The organism is Rhodobacter sp. SGA-6-6, from assembly GCF_011043545.1.
Lineage (GTDB): Bacteria > Pseudomonadota > Alphaproteobacteria > Rhodobacterales > Rhodobacteraceae > Pseudogemmobacter.
Window position 1 is genome coordinate 179,047 of sequence record NZ_JAAKGP010000002.1, and the last position, 17,161, is coordinate 196,207.

Sequence of the window (17,161 nt, forward strand, 5' to 3'; positions counted from 1 at the left end):
ACGATTCTTCGTCATCTCCTCCAGCCAAGGATGACGCGCCATGACGTGACTTTCCAGTCCGCCCCTGCCCGGAATGGAACGAATCTTCTATTTTCACCGGCAGAGAGGGAGGCCGCCATGCCGAAACGCGATTACAGCCTGCTGGGCCCCGATGGCGCCCGTGCCGTCGAGACCGGACTTGCCGCGGCCGAATGGTATCACAGCGAAGTGCCGCGCAAGGTGATGAAGGACCTGATGCAGCGCAGCGATGCGCCGGCGATCCGCGACACCCTCCTCCTTTACGGCACCATGCTGGTCAGCGTGACCATCGCCATCTGGCTCTGGCCCTCCTGGGCATCGGCGCCGTTCTGGCTGGTCTACGGCACGCTCTACGGCTCGGCCTCCGATTCGCGCTGGCACGAATGCAGCCACGGCACCGCCTTCAAGACGCCCTGGATGAACAACGCGGTCTACCAGATCGCCAGCTTCATGATCATGCGCAACTCCGCCACCTGGCGCTGGAGCCACGCCCGCCACCACACCGACACCTATATCGTCGGCCGCGACCCCGAGATCGCGGTGATGCGGCCGCCGGAACTGGCGAAGCTGGTCCTCAACTTCTTCGGCGTGATCGACGTGATCAGGTTCTTCCCGAACCTGGTCTACAACGCCCTCCTCGGCCCCAACCCCGAGGAGCGCACCTTCGTGCCGCAGACCGAATGGGGCAAGGTGCAGCGGGTGGCGATCATCCATCTGTCGATCTACGCCGCCACCGTGGCGCTGGCTTTCTGGATGGGCTCGATCCTGCCGCTGATGGTGATCGGCCTGCCGCGGATGTATGGCGCCTGGCATCATGTGATGACCGGGCTCCTGCAGCACGGCGGGCTGGCCGACAACGTGGTGGACCACCGGCTGAACAGCCGCACCGTCTACATGAACCCGATCAGCCGCTTCATCTACTGGAACATGAACTATCATGTCGAACACCACATGTTCCCGATGGTGCCCTTCCACGCCCTGCCGAAGCTGCACGAGGCGATCCGGCACGACCTGCCGGCGCCCAACCGCTCCATCGCCGAGGGGTTCCGCGAGATGTGGCCCGCCTTCCGCCGCCAGCTGGCCTACGAGGATTATTTCCTGAAGCGCGAGCTGCCGCCGACCGCCCGGCCCTACCGCGAGGAATTCCACGCGATCTCGCCCGGTACCCCGGCCCCGGCCGCGCCCGCCCCGAATGCCCTGCCTGCCGAATAAGAGGACGACATGACCTGGACCGCCGCCTGCACGACCGACGACATCGACCCCGAGGACCTGATCCGCTGGGACCACGCCGGCCAGAGCTTCGCCCTCTACCATTCGCCCGAGGGCGCGTTCTACGCCACCGCCGGCCATTGCACGCATGAAAACGTGCATCTCTGCGACGGCCTGGTCATGGGCCACCTGGTCGAATGCCCCAAGCACAACGGCCAGTTCGACTACCGCACAGGCGAGGCGAAGCGCCTGCCCGCCTGCGAGGCCCTGCGCATCTATCCGGTGAAGGTCGAGGCCGGCCAGGTCTGGGTGGACCTGCCCTGATGGCCCGGCTTACCGTCCGCGACCTGATGGACGCCCGCGGCCGCCACCAGTTCGCCATGCTGCGGGTGGAGACGATCGAAGAGGCCGAGGCCGCCGCCCGCGCCGGGGTGGAGCTGCTGTCGGTCCCGCCCGCCATGCTGCACGACCGCCGCTTCCGCGAGGCGGCGCCGGACTGCTTCGCCTTCCCCGGCCAGAACTTCTACGAGATCGGCGGAACCGAGGATTTCCTCCGCTGGGCGTTTCCCCTCTACGCGCAAGGCGCGGACGGCTTCTACTGTTCCGGCAGCCTCGCCACGGTGCGGGCGCTGGCCGACCACGGCCTGCCGGTCTGCGGCCATGTCGGGCTGATCCCGTCGAAACGCACCTGGACCGGCGGCTTCAAGGCCGTGGGCAAGACGCTGGAAACCGCGCAGCTGGTCTGGAACCAGTGCCGCGCGCTGGAGGAGGCCGGGGCCTTCGCCGCCGAGATCGAGGTGGTGCCGCATTCGATCACCCAGGCCATCGCCGAGAAGACCGGCCTGTTCCTGATCTCGATGGGCGCCGGCCGCGGCGGCCATGCGCAATACCTGTTCAGCGACGACGTGCTCGGGCAGACCCGCGGCCATGTCCCGCGCCACGCCAAGGTCTACGCCGATTTCGCCGCCGAATACGACAGGCTGCAAGCCTTGCGCATCGACGCGATGTCCCGCTTCGCCCGGGACGTGCACGAGGGCGACTACCCCGCCCCGCAGCATCTGGTCGATTGCGACCCCGCCGTGGTGGACAGCTTCCGCGACTGGCTGGACGGGCAATAACCCGCCCCGCCTTTCATCTGTCCCCAAATATCCTCGGGGGGTCCGGGGGGCAGACGGCCCCCCGGCGGCCGGCCTCAGGGCACCACCTTGCCGGGGTTCATCACCCCTTTCGGGTCCAGCGCCGCCTTCACCGCCCGCATCACCTCCAGCGCCACCGGGTCCTTGCGCCGCCGCATCGAGGACAGCTTGGACAGGCCGATGCCATGCTCGGCGCTGAACGACCCGCCAAGCTCCTGCACCACGTCCTCGACCACCTCCATCGCCGCCTCCTTCAACGCCGCATCGTCGCGGCTGGGGAAGGCGCTGTAATGCAGGTTGCCGTCGCCGAGATGTGCCACCGTCAGGCTGCGGAAGCCCTGGTCCAGCGCCTTCAGCCGCGCCTCGGCCCGGTCGAGGAAATCGGCCACCCGGTCCACCGGCACGCAGACATCGCATTCCACCGCGGGCTCCAGCCCGACGCAGATCTCCGCCGCCGCCTCGCGCCGTTCCCACATCCGCCGCCGCTGCGCCTCGGACCGCGCCACCACCGCATCCTCGATCAGCCCCTCCTCCAGCATCGCCGCCAGCACCTGCTCCAGCCGCGCGACCAACGGCACCCCGCCCGTGGCATCGGGCGCCGCCTCCTCGGCCACCGTGGTCGCCGCCTCGATCAGGATCGTCACCTCCGGCACCGCGGCGAAGGGTAGGCCAAGGTCGGGCCGCACCGCGGCCAGCCGTTCGGAATAGCTGCGCGGCATGAACTCGAAGGCCTCGACCCGGCCGCCCGTCGCCTCCTGCATCCGGTTCAGCAGGCCCAAAGCCTGCGGCAAGGACCGGGCCGAGACGCAGGCGGTGGCATGGGCCAGGGGCTTCGGCACCAGCTTCATCACCGCCGCGGTGACGATCCCCAGCGTCCCCTCGGCGCCGATGAACAGCTGCTTCAGGTCGTAGCCGGAATTGTCCTTGTGCAGTTCGGACATCAGGTCCAGCACCCGCCCGTTGGCCAGCACCACCTCCAGCCCCAGGCACAGCCCGCGGGTTGATCCGTAGCGCAGCACGTTCGACCCGCCCGCATTGGTCGACAGCGCGCCGCCCAGCATCGCCGAGCCGCGGGCGCCGAACCAGAGCGGGAAGTAAAGGCCCTCCGCCTCGGCCGCCTCGTGGATGCGCTGCAGCACCACGCCCGCCTCGGCCACCACCAGCCGGGCGTCGCGGCGCAGCGCGCGGATGCGGTTCATCCGCTCCTGGCTGACCATCAGCCCGCCGTCCGTCATGGTGCCGCCGACCAGCCCGGTGTTGCCGCCGATGGGCACCACCGGCACCCCGGCCGCCGCCGCCAGCCGGACGCAGGCCGAGACCTCGGCGGTGGAGCCCGGCCGCACCACCGCCAGCGGCGCGCCGTGATAGCGCCCCATCCAGTCCCGCGCGTAGCGCGCCGCATCGGGCCCGGTCAGCACCTGCCCCGCCCCCACCACCGCGGCCAGATCGTCCAGAAGCGCCATCCCTCTTCCTTTCCTCGCACCCTCCTCGAGCACGTCGTGCACTCGTCGTCACCCCGACGAGGAGTGCACGAAGTGCTCGACGAGCAACCCTAGCCGCCGGCCTTCGCCAGCAGCTCCAGCACCTTCGGCCCCAGCCCTTCCACCACCAGCTTCACCCCCTCGGCATTGGGGTGGATGCCATCGGCCTGCATCCAGCCGGCATAGCTGGCCGGATCGGTCATCGAGCCCCCGGCGCCCACGAAGCCGGCAAAGAAATCCGGCGCCAGCAACGCGCCATGGGCCGCGGCCAGATCGGGGTAGACCGCATCGAACTCTGCCTTGTAGTCCGGCCCGAAATTTGCCGGCGCCGCCATCGCCACCAGCAGAACCGGCAGTCCCCTCGCATCCGCCGCCGTCAGGATCGCGTCCAGATTGGCCCGCACCTCCGACGGCGACAGCCCGCGCAGCATGTCGTTGCCGCCCAGCGTGACGATCAGCGCATCCGCCTCGGGGCCGAGCGCCCAGTCCACCCGCGCCAGCCCGCCCGCGGTGGTGTCGCCCGAGACGCCGGCGTTCTGCACTACCACATCGGCGCCGTGGTCCCGGAGCCAGCTTTCCAGCTGCGGCACCAGCCCCTCTTCCGGCGGCAACCCGTAGCCCGCGGTCAGGCTGTCGCCGAGCGCCACCACCGTCAGCGGCTCTGCCACAGCCACAGCGACGGAAAAGACCAACGCAATCGTGACATTGCAGGCGGCCCGCAATGCGCCATAGACCAGGGCGACGCCGCCTTGCAGAAAGTTCCCCATGTCCGCTCCCGTCCTTGCGCTGACCGACGCCCGCCTGACCCTTGCCGGCAATGCCGGGCCGGTCGACATCCTCCGGGGCATCACGCTTGCCGTCAACCGGGGCGAGACCATCGGGCTGGTCGGCCCCTCCGGTTCCGGCAAATCCTCGCTGCTCATGCTGATGGGCGGGCTGGAGCGCGCCACCGGCGGCGAGGTGCGCGCCCTCGGCCAGGACCTGACCGCGATGGACGAGGATGCGCTGGCACGCTTCCGCCGCGACACCATGGGGGTGGTGTTCCAGTCCTTCCACCTGATCCCGACGATGACCGCGCTGGAGAACGTGGCGATCCCGCTGGAGCTTGCGGGCGCCGCCGATGCCTTCGACCGGGCGCGGGCGGAACTGGAAGCCGTGGGCCTCGGCCCCCGGATCGACCATTATCCAAGCCAGCTGTCGGGGGGCGAGCAGCAGCGGGTGGCGCTGGCCCGGGCCGCGGCGCCGCGGCCGGCGCTGTTCCTGGCCGACGAGCCGACCGGCAACCTCGACGGTGCCACCGGCGCGGCGATCATGGACCTGCTGTTCGGCTTGCGCGACCGCCACGGCGCCACGCTGGTGCTGGTCACCCATGCGCCGGAACTGGCCGAGCGCTGCGACCGGGTGATCCGGCTGGCCGACGGGCGGCTGGCATGAGCCCCCAATTCGGTCTGGCATTCCGCATCGCCCGGCGCGAGTTGCGCGGCGGCATCCGCGGCTTCCGGGTCTTCCTCGCCTGCCTCGCCCTCGGCGTCGCCGCCATCGCCGGGGTCGGCACCTTGCGCGCCGGCATCCAGTCCGGGCTGGCCGATCAGGGCGCGGTCCTTCTGGGCGGCGACGCCGAGATGCGCTTCACCTACCGCGCCGCCGATGCCGGGGAACTGGCCTTCATCGACGGCATCGCCACCGCCTCCTCCGAGGTCTACGACTTCCGCTCGATGGCGGTGATCGAGGGCGACGAAGCGCTGACGCAGGTCAAGGCGGTGGATGCCGCCTGGCCGCTGACCGGCGCGGCGGTGCTGGAGCCGCCGATCCCGGTAGAGCAGGCGCTGGCCGGGACCGAGGGCCTGCCCGGCGCGGTGATGGACCCGGTGCTGGTGGAACGCCTCGGCCTTGCCATCGGCGACAGCTTCCGCCTCGGCACGCAGGAATTCCGGCTGACCGCCGCGCTGGTCCGCGAACCCGACAGCGCCTCCACCGGCTTCACCCTCGGGCCCCGCACGGTGGTGCGGACCGCGGCGCTGGCCGAGTCCGGCCTGCTCGTCCCCGGCTCGCTGTTTGAAACCCGCTACCGGATGACCCTGCCCGAAGGCGCCGATCTCGCCGCCCTCGAGGAACAGGCCGAGACGCGGTTCCGCGACAAGGGGATGCGCTGGACCGACAGCCGCAACGCCGCCCCGGGTATCGAGCGTTTCGTGACCAACATCGGCAGCTTCCTGGTGCTGGTCGGGTTGGCCGGGCTGGCGGTGGGAGGGGTCGGCATCTCGGCCGCCATCCGCAGCCATCTGGACGGCAAGACCGCCACCATCGCCACGCTGAAGACGCTTGGGGCGTCGGGCGGGCTGATCTTCCGCATCTACCTGGCGCAGACGGCGATCCTTGCCGCCCTCGGCATCCTGATCGGCGTCGCCTTGGGCGCGCTGGTGCCGCTCATGGCCGCGCCGCTGATCGAGGCTTCGCTGCCCTTCCCCGCCACCATCGGCCTCTCGCCCGGGGCGCTGGCCGAAGCCGCCTTCTACGGCGCGCTGGCGGCGCTGATCTTCACCCTGATCCCGCTGGCCCGGACCGAGCGCATCCGCCCCGCCGCGCTTTACCGCGGCGGCAGCGGCACCCGCGACTGGCCGCGCGCGCGCTGGCTGGTGGTGCTGGCGCTCTTGGCGGCGGCGCTGGTCGGCACCGCCACGCTGGCCTCCGGCATCCCGGAACTGGCGCTCGGCACCGCCGGCGGCATCCTCGCCGCGCTGGCGGTGCTGGCGCTGGCCGCCCTCGGCCTGCGCCTTGCCGCCCGCCGCCTCGCCCGCAGCCCTGCCGCCCGCGGCCGCCCCGCGCTGCGCGCCGCCCTTTCGGCCATCGGCGGCCCGCAGGGCGATGCGCTGCCGGTGATCCTGTCGCTCGGCCTCGGGCTCTCGGTGCTGGCCGCCACCGGCCAGATCGACTGGAACCTGCGCCGCGCCATCGCCACCGACCTGCCCGACCGCGCCCCGGCCTTCTTCTTCGTCGATATCCAGCCCGACCAGATCGGCCCCTTCCTCGACCGGGTGACCGCCAATCCCGCCGTCACCGGCACCGAGACCGCGCCGATGCTGCGCGGGGTGATCACAAGGATCAACGACCGCCCGGCGCGCGAGGTGGCGGGCGACCACTGGGTCGTCCGCGGCGACCGCGGCATCACCTATGCCGCCACCCCGGGCGAGAAGACCCGGATCACCGCCGGGACCTTCTGGCCCGAGGATTATACCGGCGAGCCGCAAATCAGCTTCTCGGCCACGGAAGGCGCGGAGATGGGGCTGAAACTGGGCGACCGGATCACCGTCAACATCCTCGGCCGCGACATCACCGCGGTGGTCACCTCCTTCCGCGAGGTGGATTTCTCCAACGCCGGCATGGGCTTCGTGATGACGCTGAACCCTTCCGCGCTGGCCGGCGCCCCGCATACCCATATCGCCACCGTCTACGCGCCGCCGGAGGCCGAGGCGACGATCCTTCGCGAGGTGACGAAGACCTGGCCCAACGTCACCGCCATCCGCATCCGCGAGGCGGTGGACCGGGTGGCCGAGGCGCTGTCGGCCATCGCCACCGCCACCGCCTGGGCGGCGGCGGGAACGCTGCTGACCGGCTTCATCGTGCTGATCGGCGCGGCGGCGGCGGGCGAACGGGCCCGCATCTACGAGGCCGCGATCCTTAAAACCCTAGGCGCCACCCGCGCCCGCATCCTGATCAGCTTCGCGCTGCGGGCGGGGCTGCTGGGGGCGGCGGCGGGGGTGGTCGCGGTGGCGGCGGGCGGCATCGCCGGCTGGGCGGTGATGCGCTTCGTGATGGAGACGGATTACGTCTTCGAGCCGGTCTCGGCGCTGGCCATCGTCGCGGGGGGGATCATCGCCACGCTGCTGGCGGGCCTCGTCTTCGCCGCACGGCCGCTGTCGGCCCGTCCGGCGCAGGTGCTGCGGGCGCAGGATTAGGAAACCGTCGGCATTGGTGGGGTGGAACCCCACGCTACGTCGACTTCCGGTAGGGTGGGGTTCCACCCCACCACGGCCTACCCCTGCCGCCGCAGCCAGGGCAGCACCAGCGTCAGCGCCCGCAACTCCCGGCTTTGCGGCCGGAACAGAAGCAGCGCCCGCCCCAGCCAGCCGAGCGGCGCCAGCAGAAGCGCCAGCCGCCCCGCCCGGGCCAAGGCCCCCGGCGGCCCCTCCGCACGATAGCCGGCGAAGGCGGCTTCCAGCCAGCGGGCGTCCTCCGGCCAGCGGGCGAAAGCGCTCTGCGCCAGCACCATCAGGTCCGCCGCCTGCCGCAGCCCGCCCGGCCGCGCGGCGCGGAAGCGTTCGAGGTCGATGAACCGCACCTGCGCGCCGTCCCAGCAGATGTCGCGCACCGCGGGGCGGCCATGCACCATGCCCGCCAGATGCAGCCGCGCCAGCGCCTGCCCCGCCGCTTCCATCGCCCGCAGCTTCCCGGCCTCGGCAAGGCCCGGATCGGCCACCACCTGCGGCAGCACCGGGCCGGCGTCGGGCAGGACGATCCAGCCCGGCCCCTCCATCTCGACCCCCGCCACCGGCAGGCCCTGCGCCTGCAAGGCCCGAATCCCCTCGCGCTCGGCGGCGAAGCTGCGGGCCGGGTCGCCCTTCTGCAGCCGCATCCGGCCCGCCAGGCGCTCCACCCGTTTCAGCCAGAACCGCCGCCCGTCCGCCAGCTCCAGCGGCCGCACCCGGGCCGGAGGCTGGTCCAGCGCCTCCTCCACCGCCCGTTCCAGATCGGGGTCGGCCATGCCTTCAGCCGAAGAAGCCCGGGCCTGCCCGGCCCAGCAGCTCCCCGGCCAGCGCCACGCCCATGGCGGCGCCATCGCCCGCGGCCCCGCGGACCTCGCCCGCGACCGAGGCGCTGCCGTCCGGCCGCAGGATTTCCCCGCGCAGCCAGAGCCTGTCGCCCTCCAGCACCGCCAGCCCGGCGATCGGCGTCTGGCAGGAACCGTCGAGCCGGGTCAGGAAGGCCCGCTCCGCCGCCAGCCGCAGCCCGGTCGGCCCGTGATGGATCGCCGCCAGCATCGCCGCCACGCGGGTATCGCCGACACGCCGCTCCACCCCGATGGCACCCTGGGCACAGGCCGGCAGCATCTCCTCCGGCGCGATGGCGGAGCGGGCGACATGCGCCATGCCCAGCCGGGTCAGCCCGGCCATGGCCAGGAAGGTGGCGTCCGCCACCCCTTCCTCCAGCTTGCGCATCCTTGTCTGGACGTTGCCGCGGAACTCCACCAGCTGCAGGTCCGGCCGCCGCAGCTTCAGCTGCGCCCGCCGCCGCAGCGAGGAGGAGCCGACCACCGCGCCCTGCGGCAGGTCCTGCAGCCGCGCCGCCCGCGGGCTGACGAAGCCGTCGCGCACGTCGGCGCGTTCCAGATAGCAGTCCAGCACCAGCCCCTCGGGCTGCAGCGTCGGCATGTCCTTCATCGAATGGACGGCGATGTCGATGGCGCCGTCCTGCAACGCCTCCTCGATCTCGCGGGTGAACAGGCCCTTGCCGCCGATCTCGCGCAGCGCCTTGTCCTGGATCTGGTCGCCAGTGACCTTGATCACCACGGTCTCGAAAGCCGCCTCGGGCAGGGCGAAGGCCGCCATCAGGCAGCGCCGCACCTCATGCGCCTGCCACAGCGCAAGCGGAGAGCCGCGGGTTCCGATCTTCAGCGGGCGGTCGGGGGAGGGCATGTCGCTCATGATGCCTTGGCCTAGCGCAGCGGGGGCGCAAGGGCAACTGTCCGCCGCGCCGCAGCCGTGCCATCACCTCTCCGCCAGGCCCGGGCGGGGATGAGGCGAGGCACTGCCTCGCCCCCGCCCGTGCGAAACGGTTCAACCGGAGACGGTGCAGCCCTGAACCCCGAGAGGCCAGCGCCCGGCCGGGCGGGCGAGAAGCGCCCGCCGAGGGGCGGGCGGGCGCTGGCCGGGCCTTGAGGGCCCGGCCGGACAAGGGGAAGCGTTGCGCGGTGGCGAAGGCGATGGCCTTCGCCAGAGAGACCGGGCAAGAAACGGCGGATGCCGATCTCCTAGCGCGCCAGCTTCGCCTTGCGCTCGGCCTGTTTCGCCGCCCCGCGGAAGGCCGCCCAGAGCATCACCCGCATCGCCAGCACCTGGAAGACGCCGATCCCCAGCAGGACCAGGGCGAAGATCTTCAGGTCCTCGTCGGTGGGGCTGCTGCCCAGCATCTCGGTCAGCAGGCCGGCCTTCCAGGCCAGCACCAGCAACCCGATCTGGACCGCCAGCGTCAGCAGCGTCCACAGCACCGCCATCGCCCAGGCCCGGCCCGAGGCGGGCCGCGCGCCCTCGCGCTGATACCAGACCTGCCCGACGGCCATCGCCGCGAAGATCGGCACCAGGAAGCCCATGGCGTTCGACTGCGGCGAGAAGCCGAGGAACCGCTCCGCCAGCCAGAACAGCAGCCAGACCAGCAGGATGCCGCCGACCAGGAAGGCCAGGAACATGCCGGTCAGCTTCGCACCGGACAGGCGGGGGGCGGGGGAAATCGGGTCGGACATCGGAAACTCCTTGCAACTGCGGGATGTCTTCCTGCCCGGCCCGGCGTCCGGGCGCAACCCGCCTTCGACCCGGGGTAAAGGTCTCCCCACCCGCCGCGGCATTGCGGCGCGTTTCCGGCCGCCCCGGCCGAGGGGGCTTGCAAAGCAACGGCTTTCGCGTCAGGCGGAGGGGCAGCACGATCCGGGGAAGACCATGAGCCAGAAGACCATCCTGCGCGCCCTTGCCGGCGAGACGCTGCCGGTGCCGCCGGTGTGGATGATGCGGCAGGCGGGCCGCTACCTGCCGGAATACCGCGCCACCCGGGCGCAGGCGGGCGACTTCCTGTCGCTGTGCTACACGCCGGACCTTGCCGCCGAGGTCACGCTGCAGCCGATCCGCCGCTTCGGCTTCGACGCCGCCATCCTGTTCGCCGACATCCTGCTCTTGCCGCAGGCCCTCGGCCCGAAACTGTGGTTCGAGGCCGGCGAGGGCCCGCGGATGGAGACCACCACCACCCCGGCGCAGGTCGCCGCCCTGCGCCCGGCCGGGGCGATCCACGACACGCTGGCCCCGGTCTACGAGACCCTGCGCATCCTGTCGCGCGAATTGCCGAAGGAAACCACGCTGATCGGCTTCGCCGGCGCACCCTGGACCGTGGTCACCTACATGATCGCCGGCCGCGGCAAGGACGACCAGGCCGGCGCCCATGCGCTGAAGGCCGCCGACCGCGCCACCTTCGAGGCGCTGATCGACCGCATCACCGAGGCGACGATCCTCTACCTCTCCGCCCAGGTCGAGGCCGGGGCCGAGGTGATCAAGCTGTTCGACAGCTGGGCCGGCTCCCTGAAAGGCCAGGACTTCGCCGATTTCGCGGTGAAGCCGGTCGCGCGCATCATCTCGGCGCTGAAGGACCAGCACCCCGGCCTGCCCGTCATCGCCTTCCCGCGCGAGGCCGGGCCGGGATACATCGGCTTCGCCGCCGCCACCGGCGCCGATTGCGTCGCCGTGGACAATTCCGTCACCCCGGAATGGGCGGCCGAGCATGTCCAGCCCGGCGGCTGCGTGCAGGGCAACCTCGACCCGCGCCACATGGTGACCGGGGGCGAGGCGCTGGTGCGCGAGACCCGGCGGGTGGTCGACGCCTTCCGCAACGGGCCGCATATCTTCAACCTCGGCCACGGCATCACGCCGGATGCCGACCCGGCCAACGTGCAGCTGATGCTCGACACCATCCGGTCCGCCTGATCCCATGCGCCGCTGGCTTCTCCTTGCCGTCCTGGCGCTGGCCGCCGTCTGTGCCGGTCTCTGGGCCACCGGCCTGGCCGGGCTGGCGCAGGCCTGGATCGCCATGCAGGGCCAGCGCGCCGAATGGCAGGACAAGGGCCTCTGGCTGCCGCATTACCGTGCCGCCGTCGAGGCGCGGAAGATCGAGGGGCTGTCGGACAACGTCTCCGGCCTGACCTTCTCGGCCGCGACCGGCACGCTGTTCACCGTCACCAACCGCCCGCCGCAGGTGGCCGAGCTGTCGCCCGAGGGCCGGCTTCTCCGCAGCTTCCCGCTGCAGGGCGCCGAGGACCCCGAGGGCATCACCCATGTCGGCGGCGACCGCTTCATCATCGCAGACGAGGGGCGGGACCGGCTGTCCTGGGTGACGATCACCCCGGCGACCACCGCGCTGGACATCGCGCAGGCGCCGCATCTGACGCTGGACTTCGCCGCGCAGGACAACATGGGCTTCGAGGGCGTCTCCTGGGATGCCGCCGGGCACCGGCTGGTGCTGGTGCAGGAGATGTGGCCGGTGCGGGTGCTGTCCGTCACCGGGATCGAGGAGACGCTGGCCGGGGGCAGCATGGCGCTCGGCATCCACGAATGGGCGCCCTCGGCGGGCCATGCCTTCCTGGCCGCCGACCTGTCCTCGGTCACCCTGCACGAGGCGACCGGCAACCTGGTCCTCCTCAGCCACATGAACGCCGCGCTTTACGAATACGCGCCGGAGGGCGAGATCGTCAGCGTCCTGCCGCTCTGGCGCGGATGGGCCGGGCTGGCCGAGGGCATTCCGCAGGCCGAGGGCGTGGCGGTCGGCGCGGCGGGCGAGATCTACATCGTCTCGGAGCCGAACCTGTTCTACCGGCTGGACGGCCAGCCTGCCGCCCTCTGGGCGAAGGGCGGCTGATGCTGCCCCTCTGGGCCTGGGCCACGCTGGCGGGGGCGGTGGCGCAAACGGGGCGCAACGCCGCCCAGTCCGGGCTGACGGCGAGGCTGGGCACGCTGGGGGCGGCCAACACCCGCTTCCTGTTCGGCCTGCCCTTCGCCTGCCTGTTCCTGGCCCTCGCGCTCTGGATCACCGGCGAGGCTCTGCCGCGGCTGACGCTGCCGGCACTGGCCTGGACCGTCACCGGCGCGCTCGCGCAGATCACCGCCACGGCGATGATGCTGCAGGCGATGCGGTCGCAGGGCTTCGGGCTGGTGACCGCCTGGCTGAAGGTCGAACCCGTGCTGGTGGCGCTGGCGGGCTGGCTGCTTCTGGGCGATCCGCTGACCTGGCCGATGCTGGGCGCCATCGCGGTGGCCGTGGCCGGGGTTCTGGTGCTGACGCTGAAGCCCGGCGGCAGCCGGGCGATGCTGACCGGGATCGGCCCCGCCGTGCCGGGGCTGGCCGCCGGCTTCGCCTTCGGGCTGGCCGCCATCGGCTTCCGCGGCGGCATCACCGCCCTGCCCGAGGGCAGCTTCCTGATCCGGGCGCTGGCGATGCTGGCGCTGTCGCTGGCGGTGCAGAGCCTGGTGCTCGGCCTCTGGCTCTGGCTGCGCGCCCGCCCGGCGCTGACCGGCAGCTTCCGGTCCTGGGCGCCCTCGCTGGCGGCGGGCTTCCTCGGCGCGCTGGCCTCGGCCTTCTGGTTCATCGCCTTCTCGCTGACCACCGCCGCCAATGTCCGCACCCTGGCGCTGGTGGAGGTGGTGCTGGCGCTGGCCGTCGCCCGCTTCGCCTTCGGCCAGCGGACCACGGCGCGGCAGATGGGCGGGATCGCGCTGCTGTTGGCGGGCGTGGTCCTGCTGCTGCGGGCGTCGCCGTAGCAACCACCAGACCCGTCCCGGGCTTGACCCGGGACCTCGCCCCAAACCGCGGAACGCTGGAAAGAGAGGTCCCGGGCTTGACCCGGGACGGGTGTTCATCCGCACCCCCCCAGGGCGGGGTTCACCCCGCCATCATCGCCCCGCCCAGCATCCCCCGCAGCGCCTCCAGCGCCTCTGCGGCATCCTCGCAGCCCGGGCCGATCCGCACCGCCACCGAGCCGGCATAGCCGAAGGCCGCGGCCTTGCCCGGGCGCAGGGCGATCTCCAGCCCCTTCGGCCCCTCGGTCACCCGTTCCACCGCATCCTCGGCACCGAAGCTTTCGTCGTTGACCTCCAGCCAGACCGGGCCGCCGCCGAGCGGCTGGCGGAACAGCACATAGGGCTCGTCCTCGCCCTCCCCCTCGGCGAAGCCGACGAAAAGCATCCCGTCATCCTCGACGACCGAGCCATAGGCCGCCTTCACCACGATATCCGCCATCCCGGCCCCTTCCTTCCCTCCTGATTTTCGCCGAAAATCAGCCCGTCACGGCCATTTCGCCACCGGCGGCAGGCTCATCAGCACCGCATTGGCGTCATGGCCCGTCTCCAGCCCGAATTTCGTGCCGCGGTCGTAGACCAGGTTGTATTCGGCATAAAGCCCGCGGTGGACCAGCTGCACCTCGCGCTCGGCCTCGCCCCAGGGGGTCCCCAGCCGCCGTTCGGTCACCGGCAGGAAGGCGGGCAGGAAGGCCTCGCCCACGGCTTGCGTGAAGGCGAAGTCGGCCTCCCAGTCGCCGGTATTCAGGTCGTCGTAGAAGATGCCGCCGACGCCACGGGCGCGGCCGCGGTGGGGGACGAAGAAATATTCGTCCGCCCAGGCCTTGAAGCGGGGGTAGTAGTCCGGCGCATGGGCGTCGCAGGCGCGCTTCATCTCGGCATGGAAATGGGCGGTGTCCTCGGCATATTCGATGCAGGGGTTCAGGTCGGCGCCGCCGCCGAACCACCAGGCCCCCGGGGTCCAGAACATCCGGGTGTTCATGTGAACGGCGGGCGTATGCGGGTTGGCCATATGGGCGACGAGGGAAATCCCACTGGCCCAGAACCGCGGGTCCTGCGCCATCCCCGGCACGCCGCGCGCCGCCATCGCGGCCTGTGCGCGTTCCCCCAATCGGCCATGAACCGCCGACCAGTTGACGCCGACCTTCTCGAAAACCCGGCCGCCGCGCAGCACCGACATCAGGCCGCCGCCACCATCCGGGCGGGTGGTCGGCGTCACCTCGAAGCGCACGGGGGGCGTGCCCGGCGCGGTCGCCCTAGCCTCAAGCCCCTCGAAAGCCTCGACAATCCGGTCGCGCAGGGCATGGAACCAAGTGGCCGCCCTGTCCTTCCGCGCCTCGAAATCCGTCTCCATCGCCGCCTCCTGCTGCCGCCCGGGCCTCTCCTACCACCGCTTGCCGTCCCGGCCAACGCGGCGTTTGGCATGGCCCTGCGCCGGGGCTAGACTCGCGGCAACCCCCAATGCGAGTCGCCCGGAATGAAACGTCTTCTTCCCCTGACCCTTCTCCTTGTCGCCGCCTGCGGCACGCCGCAGGAACAATGCATCGCCCGCAACACCCGCGACCTGCGCACGGTGGAGCGGCTGATCGCCGAATCCGAGGCCAACCTGAAGCGCGGCTATGCGCTGGAGAAACGGACGGAAAGATACCGCACCTTCGTGCCCTGCCTCTTGCCCTCGCCGCCCGATGCCAACGGCAATCCGCAGCCGCCGCGCCGGACGATGTGCCCGGACACCGAGACCCGCACCTATACCGTGCCGAAGTCGATCGACCTCGACCTGGAGGCGCGCAAGCTGGCGCAGCTGAAGGACAAGCGCCGGCAGTTGCTGCGCGCGGCGGAGCCGGTGATCGCGCAATGCAAGGCCCAGTATCCCGAGTGACAGTATCCCGAGTGATGATCAATAGGCCGGCGCGGCCACCCGGTCGCAGAGCCCGCGCCCGCCGTCGACGCGGATCACCTGCCCGGTGACGAAGCGCGCCGCGTCCGAGGCCAGGTATTGCACCGTCTCGGCCAGTTCGTCCGGCCCGGCGATCCTACCCAAGGGCGTGCCCGCCGCCAGCCGGTCGTGCCAGTCGGGGTTCTCGCGCAATGCGCCCTGCAGGCTGGCGCTCATCACCGAGGCGAAGGAGATCGCGTTGACCCGGATCCCCTTCGGCGCCAGCTCCACCGCCAGGCTGCGGGTCATCTGCTCCACCGCCGCCATGGCGATGGAATAGCCCAGCAGGCCGGGCTGCGTCGTCCCCGCGGCCAGCGAGGACAGGTTGACGATACAGCCGAGCGGCGCGCCCTCCTCGTCCCCCGCCCTCTCGGCGGCCTGGATCATCCGGCGGGCGGCCATCTGGCTCATCCGCAGCGCGGTCATCAGGTTCTGCTGCCACATCACTTCCACCCCGTCGGCTTCGGGGTTCAGCGGGTCCGAGGGCGCGAAGCGGCGGCTGGCGTTGACCAGGATGTCCACGCGGTCGAAGGCGTCGACGGTGGCGGACAGTAGGTTGGCGATGGTCAGCTTCTGGGTCAGGTCGCCGGCAAACAGCCGCACCGCACCCTCGGCCCGCGCCTCCTCGCCGACCTCGGCCTCCAGCCGGGCCTCGTCGACATCGGCGCACATCACCCGGGCGCCCTTGTCCAGCAGGTGGCGGGCGATGGCCAGGCCGATGCCGTTGGCGGCGCCGGTGACGATGGCGGTCTTGCCGGAGACGGAAAGGGACATGGGAACCTCGTTCAGGGCCGCCGGCGCGGGCGGGTGGCACGGATCACGCGAAAGGCGCTGTCGCCGCCGATCTCCTCCACCGCCAGGAAGGCGGCGGTCAGCGCGGCATCATAGGGCAGGTGGCGGTTGGCGACCAGCCACAGCGCTCCGTCCGGGGCCAGCATCCCGCGGGCGGCGGCGATGAAGGCCAGACCGAGCGCGGGATCGGCATCGCGGCCGCTGTGGAAGGGCGGGTTCGTCACCACGGTCTCGGCCAGATGCTCGGGGCGGAAGCGGGTGGCGTCGGCCCAGTGGAACTGCGCCCGCGGGTCGGAGATGTTGGCCCGGGCGCAGTCCAGCGCGTCGCGCTCGGCCTCCACCAGATCCAGCCGCTTCACCCCTTCGCGGGCCAGCACCGCGCGGGACAGGTAGCCCCAGCCGGCCCCCAGATCGACCACCTTCGGCCCCAGCTTCGCCGGCAGCAGCCCCGCCAGCAGCGCCGAGCCGCGGTCCGGCCCGTCGGCCGAGAACACCCCGGGTCGGGTGAGGAAGCCGCCCTCGATCCGGGTCTCCCGCGCCGCCCATCCGGCCAGCTGCGGCCCGGCGGGGAAGACCGCCAGCTTGCCATGGGCCTTGGACAGCGCCTCGCCCAGCGGGACCAGCGCCCGCAATTCCTTCAGCACGCTTTCGATGCCGTCGGTCTTCTGCCCGTCCACCGCCACCGGCCCGCCCGGCACCACCGAGGCCGCGGCCTCGGCCAGCAGGGCGCGGGCATGGTCGCGGGCCCGCGGCAGGCAGACCAGTGCCCCCGCATAGGGGGGCGACGGCTCCATGGAATACCCCTGCGCCGCGAACCAGTCGTGGTCGGGCCGGAAGCCGGTCAGCACCGTGACCCGGTCCTTCGGAAGGATCGACAGGTCGTCGCCCGCCCGCGGCCGCCAGACGCCGATCCGCCCCCCGGGCAGCACCCATGCGCCGTCTTGCAGCGCCTTCTCAAGCCGTTCGGATCGCATGGGAGGGGCG

General features: G+C 71.7%; 18 protein-coding genes. 9 read left to right on the forward strand and 9 right to left on the reverse strand.

Annotated elements, in window-relative coordinates; translation table 11 throughout:
• Window positions 1-117 precede the first annotated feature (117 nt).
• From G5B31_RS04130 to G5B31_RS04140, 3 genes are read left to right on the forward strand one after another with little or no spacing between them, the layout of a single operon-like run.
• Window positions 118-1,230 carry a fatty acid desaturase family protein gene (locus G5B31_RS04130; protein ID WP_165014084.1) on the forward strand — a complete coding sequence of 371 codons (1,113 nt, stop codon included), beginning with the start codon at window positions 118-120 and terminating at the stop codon, window positions 1,228-1,230.
• Between the two features lie 9 nt (window positions 1,231-1,239).
• The gene (locus tag G5B31_RS04135) at window positions 1,240-1,551 is read left to right on the forward strand and encodes a MocE family 2Fe-2S type ferredoxin (protein WP_165014086.1); all 312 of its coding nucleotides are present in this window, start codon (window positions 1,240-1,242) and stop codon (window positions 1,549-1,551) included.
• Complete coding sequence (locus tag G5B31_RS04140; RefSeq protein ID WP_165014088.1) at window positions 1,551-2,345, forward strand: 3-methyl-2-oxobutanoate hydroxymethyltransferase; 795 nt, start codon at window positions 1,551-1,553, stop codon at window positions 2,343-2,345. The genes G5B31_RS04135 and G5B31_RS04140 overlap by 1 nt, the downstream gene beginning before the upstream one ends.
• 74 nt (window positions 2,346-2,419) lie before the next feature.
• Here the strand turns inward: G5B31_RS04140 and G5B31_RS04145 are convergent, their stop codons facing one another.
• Entirely contained in the window at window positions 2,420-3,826 is a 1,407-nt protein-coding gene (locus G5B31_RS04145) for an FAD-binding oxidoreductase (protein WP_165014090.1), read from the reverse strand.
• An 89-nt stretch (window positions 3,827-3,915) separates the two neighbouring features.
• Window positions 3,916-4,611 carry an arylesterase gene (locus G5B31_RS04150; RefSeq protein WP_165014092.1) on the reverse strand — a complete coding sequence of 232 codons (696 nt, stop codon included), beginning with the start codon at window positions 4,609-4,611 and terminating at the stop codon, window positions 3,916-3,918.
• On the opposite strand from G5B31_RS04150, the gene G5B31_RS04155 reads away from it, so the two are divergent.
• Window positions 4,610-5,278, forward strand: coding sequence for an ABC transporter ATP-binding protein (locus G5B31_RS04155; RefSeq protein ID WP_165014094.1), 669 nt, complete (start codon window positions 4,610-4,612; stop codon window positions 5,276-5,278). The genes G5B31_RS04150 and G5B31_RS04155 overlap by 2 nt on opposite strands.
• Window positions 5,275-7,800, forward strand: a complete 2,526-nt coding sequence (locus G5B31_RS04160) for an ABC transporter permease (RefSeq protein ID WP_165014097.1) — start codon at window positions 5,275-5,277, stop codon at window positions 7,798-7,800. The genes G5B31_RS04155 and G5B31_RS04160 overlap by 4 nt, the downstream gene beginning before the upstream one ends.
• Window positions 7,801-7,877: 77 nt before the next feature.
• On the opposite strand, the gene G5B31_RS04165 is transcribed toward G5B31_RS04160, so the two are convergent.
• The 3 genes from G5B31_RS04165 to G5B31_RS04175 all read right to left on the reverse strand — a co-directional run bounded on the left by G5B31_RS04165 (window position 7,878) and on the right by G5B31_RS04175 (window position 10,361).
• Window positions 7,878-8,606 carry a serine/threonine protein phosphatase gene (locus tag G5B31_RS04165; RefSeq protein ID WP_165014099.1) on the reverse strand — a complete coding sequence of 243 codons (729 nt, stop codon included), beginning with the start codon at window positions 8,604-8,606 and terminating at the stop codon, window positions 7,878-7,880.
• Window positions 8,607-8,610: 4 nt separating this feature from the next.
• The gene (gene hemC, locus G5B31_RS04170; RefSeq protein ID WP_165014799.1) at window positions 8,611-9,537 is read right to left on the reverse strand and encodes a hydroxymethylbilane synthase; all 927 of its coding nucleotides are present in this window, start codon (window positions 9,535-9,537) and stop codon (window positions 8,611-8,613) included.
• Between the two features lie 335 nt (window positions 9,538-9,872).
• Complete coding sequence (locus tag G5B31_RS04175) at window positions 9,873-10,361, reverse strand: ABZJ_00895 family protein (protein ID WP_165014101.1); 489 nt, start codon at window positions 10,359-10,361, stop codon at window positions 9,873-9,875.
• Between the two features lie 193 nt (window positions 10,362-10,554).
• Between G5B31_RS04175 and hemE the strand changes: the two genes are divergently transcribed.
• Genes hemE through G5B31_RS04190 form a run of 3 tightly spaced genes read left to right on the forward strand, consistent with a single transcriptional unit; the run spans window position 10,555 to window position 13,413 of the window.
• Window positions 10,555-11,586: a uroporphyrinogen decarboxylase gene (gene hemE / locus G5B31_RS04180; RefSeq protein ID WP_165014103.1), complete on the forward strand. Its 1,032-nt coding sequence runs from the start codon at window positions 10,555-10,557 to the stop codon at window positions 11,584-11,586.
• Window positions 11,587-11,590: 4 nt separating this feature from the next.
• Window positions 11,591-12,514 (forward strand): SdiA-regulated domain-containing protein, encoded by a 924-nt coding sequence (locus tag G5B31_RS04185; RefSeq protein WP_165014105.1) that lies wholly within the window; start codon window positions 11,591-11,593, stop codon window positions 12,512-12,514.
• Window positions 12,514-13,413, forward strand: coding sequence for an EamA family transporter (locus G5B31_RS04190; protein ID WP_165014106.1), 900 nt, complete (start codon window positions 12,514-12,516; stop codon window positions 13,411-13,413). Before G5B31_RS04185 ends, G5B31_RS04190 begins: the two co-directional genes overlap by 1 nt.
• Window positions 13,414-13,534: 121 nt before the next feature.
• Here G5B31_RS04190 and G5B31_RS04195 read toward each other — a convergent pair whose 3' ends face one another.
• Both G5B31_RS04195 and hemF read right to left on the reverse strand, forming a co-directional pair.
• Entirely contained in the window at window positions 13,535-13,891 is a 357-nt protein-coding gene (locus tag G5B31_RS04195) for a hypothetical protein (protein WP_165014108.1), read from the reverse strand.
• Between the two features lie 45 nt (window positions 13,892-13,936).
• Window positions 13,937-14,803, reverse strand: a complete 867-nt coding sequence (gene hemF / locus G5B31_RS04200; RefSeq protein WP_165014110.1) for an oxygen-dependent coproporphyrinogen oxidase — start codon at window positions 14,801-14,803, stop codon at window positions 13,937-13,939.
• 123 nt (window positions 14,804-14,926) lie between these two features.
• Between hemF and G5B31_RS04205 the strand changes: the two genes are divergently transcribed.
• Window positions 14,927-15,328 carry a hypothetical protein gene (locus G5B31_RS04205; protein ID WP_165014112.1) on the forward strand — a complete coding sequence of 134 codons (402 nt, stop codon included), beginning with the start codon at window positions 14,927-14,929 and terminating at the stop codon, window positions 15,326-15,328.
• 18 nt (window positions 15,329-15,346) lie between these two features.
• On the opposite strand, the gene G5B31_RS04210 is transcribed toward G5B31_RS04205, so the two are convergent.
• Window positions 15,347-16,159, reverse strand: coding sequence for an SDR family NAD(P)-dependent oxidoreductase (locus G5B31_RS04210; RefSeq protein WP_165014114.1), 813 nt, complete (start codon window positions 16,157-16,159; stop codon window positions 15,347-15,349).
• A gap of 11 nt (window positions 16,160-16,170) precedes the next feature.
• Complete coding sequence (locus G5B31_RS04215; RefSeq protein ID WP_165014116.1) at window positions 16,171-17,151, reverse strand: class I SAM-dependent methyltransferase; 981 nt, start codon at window positions 17,149-17,151, stop codon at window positions 16,171-16,173.
• Between the last annotated feature and the right edge of the window lie 10 nt (window positions 17,152-17,161).

Coding starts and splice junctions, on each gene's coding strand:
- G5B31_RS04130 (WP_165014084.1), top strand. CDS start 118: ATGCCGAAACGCGATTACAGCCTGCTGGGCCCCGATGGCGCCCGTGCC.
- G5B31_RS04135 (WP_165014086.1), top strand. CDS start 1,240: ATGACCTGGACCGCCGCCTGCACGACCGACGACATCGACCCCGAGGAC.
- G5B31_RS04140 (WP_165014088.1), top strand. CDS start 1,551: ATGGCCCGGCTTACCGTCCGCGACCTGATGGACGCCCGCGGCCGCCAC.
- G5B31_RS04145 (WP_165014090.1), bottom strand. CDS start 3,826: ATGGCGCTTCTGGACGATCTGGCCGCGGTGGTGGGGGCGGGGCAGGTG.
- G5B31_RS04155 (WP_165014094.1), top strand. CDS start 4,610: ATGTCCGCTCCCGTCCTTGCGCTGACCGACGCCCGCCTGACCCTTGCC.
- G5B31_RS04150 (WP_165014092.1), bottom strand. CDS start 4,611: ATGGGGAACTTTCTGCAAGGCGGCGTCGCCCTGGTCTATGGCGCATTG.
- G5B31_RS04160 (WP_165014097.1), top strand. CDS start 5,275: ATGAGCCCCCAATTCGGTCTGGCATTCCGCATCGCCCGGCGCGAGTTG.
- G5B31_RS04165 (WP_165014099.1), bottom strand. CDS start 8,606: ATGGCCGACCCCGATCTGGAACGGGCGGTGGAGGAGGCGCTGGACCAG.
- hemC (WP_165014799.1), bottom strand. CDS start 9,537: ATGCCCTCCCCCGACCGCCCGCTGAAGATCGGAACCCGCGGCTCTCCG.
- G5B31_RS04175 (WP_165014101.1), bottom strand. CDS start 10,361: ATGTCCGACCCGATTTCCCCCGCCCCCCGCCTGTCCGGTGCGAAGCTG.
- hemE (WP_165014103.1), top strand. CDS start 10,555: ATGAGCCAGAAGACCATCCTGCGCGCCCTTGCCGGCGAGACGCTGCCG.
- G5B31_RS04185 (WP_165014105.1), top strand. CDS start 11,591: ATGCGCCGCTGGCTTCTCCTTGCCGTCCTGGCGCTGGCCGCCGTCTGT.
- G5B31_RS04190 (WP_165014106.1), top strand. CDS start 12,514: ATGCTGCCCCTCTGGGCCTGGGCCACGCTGGCGGGGGCGGTGGCGCAA.
- G5B31_RS04195 (WP_165014108.1), bottom strand. CDS start 13,891: ATGGCGGATATCGTGGTGAAGGCGGCCTATGGCTCGGTCGTCGAGGAT.
- hemF (WP_165014110.1), bottom strand. CDS start 14,803: ATGGAGACGGATTTCGAGGCGCGGAAGGACAGGGCGGCCACTTGGTTC.
- G5B31_RS04205 (WP_165014112.1), top strand. CDS start 14,927: ATGAAACGTCTTCTTCCCCTGACCCTTCTCCTTGTCGCCGCCTGCGGC.
- G5B31_RS04210 (WP_165014114.1), bottom strand. CDS start 16,159: ATGTCCCTTTCCGTCTCCGGCAAGACCGCCATCGTCACCGGCGCCGCC.
- G5B31_RS04215 (WP_165014116.1), bottom strand. CDS start 17,151: ATGCGATCCGAACGGCTTGAGAAGGCGCTGCAAGACGGCGCATGGGTG.